This is a genomic window from Streptomyces sp. YS-3, assembly GCF_045257485.1.
Lineage (GTDB): Bacteria > Actinomycetota > Actinomycetes > Streptomycetales > Streptomycetaceae > Streptomyces.
On sequence record NZ_JBJHPC010000560.1, the window covers coordinates 1 to 4,659 of the forward strand.

The window sequence follows — 4,659 nt, forward strand, 5'->3', positions numbered from 1 at the left end:
CCGCCGCCCGCCCGGACAGCCCCTGGAAGGACYGCGCCTACCTCGCCTATGTCGCCACCGAGGCCGTCCTCTTCATGGACGACGCCGTCTTCAAGGTCGGCATCCCCCTCTGGGCCGTCTCCGCCACGGACGCACCCCACGGACTCGTACCGCTGCTGATGGTGCTCAACAACGTGATGGTGGTGGGCCTCCAGGTCCCCCTGGCCCGCTTCGGCGCCACCACCAGGGCGGCCCACCGCCTGCTCCTCCCGCTCGCCGCGGTCTTCGCCGCCGCGGGCATCGCCATGGCGGCCTCGGCGGTCCACGGCGCCGTGGTGGCGAGCATCTGCCTGACCGTCTCGGCCACGGCGTTCACCCTGGCCGAGATGATCCACGCCACCGTCTCGTGGGAGCTCTCCCTCGCCCTGGCCCCCGAGCAGGCCCAGGGCGCCTACCTCGGCGTGCACGGACTGGCCCAGTCCGCCCAGCGCAGCGCGGGACCGCTCGCCGTCACCGCGGCCATCGCCACCGGCCCCGTCGGCTGGACCGTCTTCGGCGCCGCCATCGCTCTGACCTGCTGCATTCAGCACCGGTTCGTACGGGACCGGCTGCCGCGACCGGCGTTGTCAGTGGCCCCGGTTACGGTGAGTGAGCACTGATCGACAGCGCTCAGGGGGAAACATGGCGCACATCCGCAACTCCAGGAAAAGCACCGGCAGGACCACCACCGCCCGCTCACCACGTGGCACCCGGCCGGCCCACAAGGCCCGCCCCAACCGGCGCACCCTGCGCAGGGAGACGCCCAGCACGGTGGGCCTGCTGGCCGACGCGTACGACTTCGAGGCGATGACGCGGTACCGGACCTTCGCCTTCGACGACCACACGGCCTACCTCCGCCAGGTCGAGGGCCTGCTCCGGTCCTTCGCCGCCCAGGGACTGCACACCACGGTCGCCCTCTTCGACCCGGAGGAGTTCACCGAGTTCTGCACGGCCACCGGCATCGACCCCGACACCCCCGCCAGCCGCACCCGCTTCACCGCCGAGATCGCGGCAGCGGGCACCCGCGTCCCTTACCAAGGCCAGCCCATCGACAGCCTGGTGCCCGAGCTCATCAACAAAGCGGTCCGCCAGGCGACCTGGGACTACGCCACACTGCTCCTGGCCGACCTGGGGGAGTGCGCCGAATGCGGCCAGGACATCGGCCGCTCGGCCTTCGAACGCGCATCGACGATCCTCACCCGACTGATCGAGGCCGCCGGGCCGGGCCTGCACCACATGGTGTGCAGCGTCCAGGCACAGCGGGAACAGCTCATCGCCGTGCTCCACGCCGAGGGGCGCGGCGATGCCGAGGGGCGTGGTGGTGAACCCGTCCGTCTCGACGAGACGGACGTCGCCGAGTTCGTCACCGTCCTCGCCGCGGGGATCGCCCAGCACAGCCCAGGCGGCCTGGTGCTGCGAACGACGTCGGCGGACGCACCCGACCGCGTCCACGGCTGGCGTCTGCACGAGGGCGGTCTGCACCCGCTCACCGCCGGGGAGGTCTTCAGCGCGTACTGCACGGATGCCGACACCGGAGACCCGGTGGCACCCGAACCAGGAGTGGACTACCGCGCGGGCTTCCCGTTCGACCAGCCCACCACCGACCACTGAGGACCGGAGGACCGGAGGGACCGCCGCCCAGGGGGAAACGAAAGGGGCTCCCCGTCGCGACGACGACGGGAAGCCCCTCCACTCACAGACACCCGGCTGCCGCGCGCCCGGGCGGCGGCAGCCGAGCACGGGTCACTCCCCGGACAGCACCGCCCGCGCGGCCACCCGGGCCTCTTCGGCCGAGTCCGCGGCACGGGCCGCGGACGCCGCGCGCTCGCACTGGGCGAGCGTGTACTTCGCCAGCGTCGCGCGGACGTAAGGAATGGACGCGGCACCCATCGACAGGCTGGTCACACCCAGACCCGTCAGCACACAGGCGAGCAGCGGATCGGAGGCAGCCTCACCACACACACCACAGCTCTTGCCCTCGGCCCTGGCCGCCTCGGCGGACAGCGCGACCAGGTCGAGCAGCGCCGGCTGCCACGGGTCCTGGAGCCGCGACACCGCACCGACCTGCCGGTCGGCCGCGAATGTGTACTGGGCCAGGTCGTTGGTGCCCAGCGACAGGAACTCGACCTCCTGGAGGATCGAGCGCGCGCGGAGCGCGGCAGAGGGGATCTCCACCATCGCGCCGAACTTCGCCCGCAGCCCGGCCTCCCGGCACGCGTCCGCGAACGCCTTGGCGTCCGTACGGTCCGCGACCATCGGCGCCATGACCTCCAGGTAGACCGGAAGCCCCTCGGCGGCCCTGGCCAGCGCCGTCAGCTGCGTCCGCAGCACGTCGGGGTGGTCGAGCAGCGAGCGCAGACCACGCACGCCGAGCGCCGGGTTCGGCTCGTCGGCGGGCGTCAGGAAGTCGAGCGGCTTGTCGGCGCCCGCGTCCAGCACCCGCACGACCACCCGGCCCTCCGGGAAGGCCTCCAGGACCTGGCGGTACGCCTCGACCTGCTTCTCCTCCGAAGGCGCCTTCGCGGAGTCGTCGAGGAAGAGGAACTCGGTACGGAACAGCCCCACGCCCTCGGCGCCCGCCTCCACGGCCGCCGGAACGTCGGCGGGACCGCCGACGTTGGCGAGCAGCGGCACCTTGTGCCCGTCCGAGGTGGCCCCCGGCCCGGAGGAAGCGGCCAGCGCGGCCCGGCGCTCGGCGGCGGCGCGCTCCAGCTCGGCGCGCTTGTCCTCGCTCGGCTCGACGAAGATCTCACCGGTGCTGCCGTCGACGGCCACCAGCGTGCCCTCGGCCAGTTCACCGGCGCCCGGCAGCGCCACGATCGCGGGGACACCCAGCGCCCGCGCCAGAATCGCGCTGTGGCTGGTGGGGCCGCCCTCCTCGGTCACGAAGCCGAGCACGAGCGCGGGGTCGAGCAGCGCGGTGTCGGCGGGAGCGAGATCCCGCGCGATCAGCACATACGGCTCGTCACTGTCCGGGACGCCCGGCATGGGGACGCCCAGCAGACGCGCCACGATGCGGTTGCGCACGTCGTCGAGGTCCGCAACCCGCCCGGCCATGTACTCACCCGCGCCCGCGAGGAGCTCGCGGTAGTGGGAGAACGCGTCGTACACGGCCCGCTCGGCGGTGCTGCCGACGGCGATACGACGGTCGACGTCGGCGATCAGCTCGGGGTCCTGGGCGATCAGGGCCTGGGCCTCCAGCACGGCCTGCGCCTCACCGCCCGCCAGGTTGCCGCGCGCGTTCAGATCGGCCGCCACGGCCTCCACGGCCTTGCGGGCACGCCCCTGCTCGCGCTCCGCCTCATCCGCGGGAATCTGCTTGGCCGGCGGCTCCAGGACCGCAGTACCCATGTGCCGGACCTGGCCGATCGCCACACCGTGGCTCACGCCGACGCCTCGCAGCGTTGTCTCCATTTCACCGTCTCCGATTGGTGCGGCGGTCTCCGCCGCCGCGGTGGATGTCCGACCCGCCGTCTCCCTGACGGCGGCGTCACGACTACGGGCCGAACTACTTCCAGCTGAACAGGGCGTCGCCAACCTTCACTTCACCACTGTCGACCAGCTCGGAGAGGGAGTCGGCCGTGGCCTCCAGCGCCACGATGGGGCACACCGGGGACTTCCCGGCCTCCTCCACGGCGGCCGGGTTCCAGCGCACGACGGCCTGGCCGCGCTGCACGGTGTCGCCCTTGTTGACCAGCAGCTCGAAGCCCTCGCCGTTGAGCTGGACGGTGTCGATACCGAGGTGCGTCAGCACACCGTGGCCCTGGTCGTCCACGACGACGAAAGCGTGCGGGTGCAGGGAGACGATGACACCGTCGACGGGGGAAACCGCCTCCGAGGGCTCTCGTACGGGATCGATGGCGGTACCGGGACCCACCATTGCGCCGGAGAACACCGGATCGGGCACTGCCGCGAGTCCGATGGCACGCCCGGCGAGCGGGGACGTCACGGTGGTCATGGATGGCCTCCCAGGGGGTGGGGCTTCTTCGCGTCACCGCCACTTCCTGCTGGGTGGCGGCGTACTTTTCAGAAGGGTAAGTCATAAGAAGTCCGGGTTCGCCTGGTATGACTCCAGGCCGGGCTTCCCCGACGGAGACTACTGGACTAGACCGGTGCGGTAGTGGACTAGACCATAGACCCCTGAGGGGCCTCGGGGCCGATTTGCCCCGACTGCGCCGGGGCCTGTACTGTCCTAAGTCCCGCCTGACCGCTACGTGTGAACTTCACGTGCATGCGTCGGGGCGGGCAGGCTCCTTCATTCGCTGATCTTGATCCGCACCTCGCTCTGCTGCCTCGGTATTTCCGTGCGTCGCAAAACGAAGTGGCCGGAGAGACGGAAAAGCACTGATAGAGTCGGAGCCGCCGGAAAGGGAAACGCGAAAGCGAAAACCTGGAAAGCACCGAGGAAATCGAGCCGGAAACGGTCTGATAGAGTCGGAAACGAAGGAAGCGCCCGGAGGGCCCGGAAACGGGAACGAAGGAAGCGTCCGTACCTTGAGAACTCAACAGCGTGCCAAAAGTCAACGCCAGATTGACAACCCCGGCCTGCCAGTGATGGTGGGTTGGAGGTTCCTTTGAAAAGTCCTGCCGGCCCTTGTGGCGGGTAGGCAACAACACAGCGAGGACGCTGAGGACGACTGG

3 protein-coding genes and 1 pseudogene are annotated in these 4,659 nt (G+C 70.7%); 2 read left to right on the top strand and 2 right to left on the bottom strand.

What is annotated here, in order from left to right:
• Together ACJA3G_RS30665 and ACJA3G_RS30670 are read left to right on the top strand one after the other, a co-directional pair.
• Positions 1 to 638: pseudogene (locus ACJA3G_RS30665) on the top strand (MFS transporter); the annotation flags it as partial.
• 22 nt (positions 639 to 660) lie between these two features.
• A complete protein-coding gene (locus ACJA3G_RS30670) occupies positions 661 to 1,629 on the top strand; it encodes a hypothetical protein (protein ID WP_406556299.1) in 969 nt (322 codons plus the stop codon).
• 132 nt (positions 1,630 to 1,761) lie between these two features.
• Here ACJA3G_RS30670 and ptsP read toward each other — a convergent pair whose 3' ends face one another.
• Positions 1,762 to 3,432: a phosphoenolpyruvate--protein phosphotransferase gene (ptsP, locus tag ACJA3G_RS30675; RefSeq protein WP_406556300.1), complete on the bottom strand. Its 1,671-nt coding sequence runs from the start codon at positions 3,430 to 3,432 to the stop codon at positions 1,762 to 1,764.
• A 94-nt stretch (positions 3,433 to 3,526) separates the two neighbouring features.
• Positions 3,527 to 3,976 (bottom strand): PTS glucose transporter subunit IIA, encoded by a 450-nt coding sequence (locus tag ACJA3G_RS30680; RefSeq protein ID WP_406556301.1) that lies wholly within the window; start codon positions 3,974 to 3,976, stop codon positions 3,527 to 3,529.
• Between the last annotated feature and the right edge of the window lie 683 nt (positions 3,977 to 4,659).